The following is a 1,236-nucleotide window of genomic DNA, read 5'->3' on the forward strand; positions in this document are numbered from 1 at the left end:
GGTAGATTCAATCGGTCAGTGCAACATAATGCACACTGGTAACTATCGGGGCTTTCAGAATGCAGAAGCAAGTATCAAAGACCAGGGGACTGACCTACCAGCAGAAGCAGGAGCTATGGGCTCGATGGAAGAAAGGGCAGTCGCTTAGCGAGATCGGCAGAGCCCTTGGAAAGCATGCTGGATCGATTACTGGAATGCTCGCCATACATGGTGGTATTGCCCCGATGGGACGTTCCAGGTCAGCGAGAGTGCTTAGCAGCTCTGAGCGCGAAGAGATTTCAAGAGGTATCTCAGCGGGACTGACATTGACTCAGATCGCCGACTCGATTGGACGGTCTACCTCAACCATAAGTCGAGAGGTAAGTCGGAACGGAGGAAGAAGCCGGTACAGGGCGAACGTGGCAGATCGGCGTGCCTGGACCCAGTCAAAACGTCCGAAAAAATGTCTTCTCTCGTTGAATGAGTCCCTTCGTGCAGCCGTTGCCGAAAAGCTGAGCATTGACTGGTCTCCAGAACAAGTAGCAGGCTGGCTAAAACGCCAGTTCCCGGATGACAAGTCGATGCATGTGTCCCATGAAACGATTTACCGAAGTCTCTTTATTCAAGCTCGAGGTGTTCTGAAGAAAGAGCTTGTTAAACACCTCCGATCAAGGCGCGGTATGCGTCGATCACGGCACAGTAGCTCTGAAGAGGCAGAATCCCGCACCAGCATCTCAGATTTAGTTTCTATCCGTGCTCGGCCAAAAGAGGTTGAAGACAGGGCTGTTCCTGGCCATTGGGAGGGAGACCTGATATCAGGATCCAAGAATTCACATATTGCGACGCTTGTAGAACGGCAGTCTAGATTTACAATGCTGGTTCATGTCGGCGGCAAAGATACGGAAAGTGTTGTTTCGGCGCTTTGTCGGGAGGTCGGCCAGCTCCCCGAGGAATTGAAGAGAACCCTGACTTGGGATCGAGGGGGTGAGCTGGGTAACCACAGGAAATTTACGCTTGCGACCGACATGCAGGTTTATTTCTGTGACCCGCAGAGCCCCTGGCAACGAGGTAGCAACGAAAACACCAATCGGCTGTTGCGCCAGTATTTCCCGAAAAAGACCGATTTATCGGGCTATTCCCAGGAGCAGTTAAATGAATTTGCCAGGAAGCTGAATGAACGACCGAGGAAAACGCTCGACTACCTGACACCTGTGGAGAAGCTGCAAAGCATATTTGCGTTGACCGGTTGAACTCACC

Annotated in this window: 1 protein-coding gene; it reads left to right on the plus strand. The window is 51.9% G+C overall.

The window, feature by feature from the left end; genetic code table 11:
* Positions 1-59 precede the first annotated feature (59 nt).
* Complete coding sequence (locus ACT3R7_RS20640) at positions 60-1,229, plus strand: IS30 family transposase (protein WP_193092939.1); 1,170 nt, start codon at positions 60-62, stop codon at positions 1,227-1,229.
* The last annotated feature ends 7 nt before the right edge of the window (positions 1,230-1,236 follow it).

The sequence above is a fragment of the Halomonas sp. AOP43-A1-21 genome, from assembly GCF_052376775.1.
Lineage (GTDB): Bacteria > Pseudomonadota > Gammaproteobacteria > Pseudomonadales > Halomonadaceae > Vreelandella > Vreelandella colorata.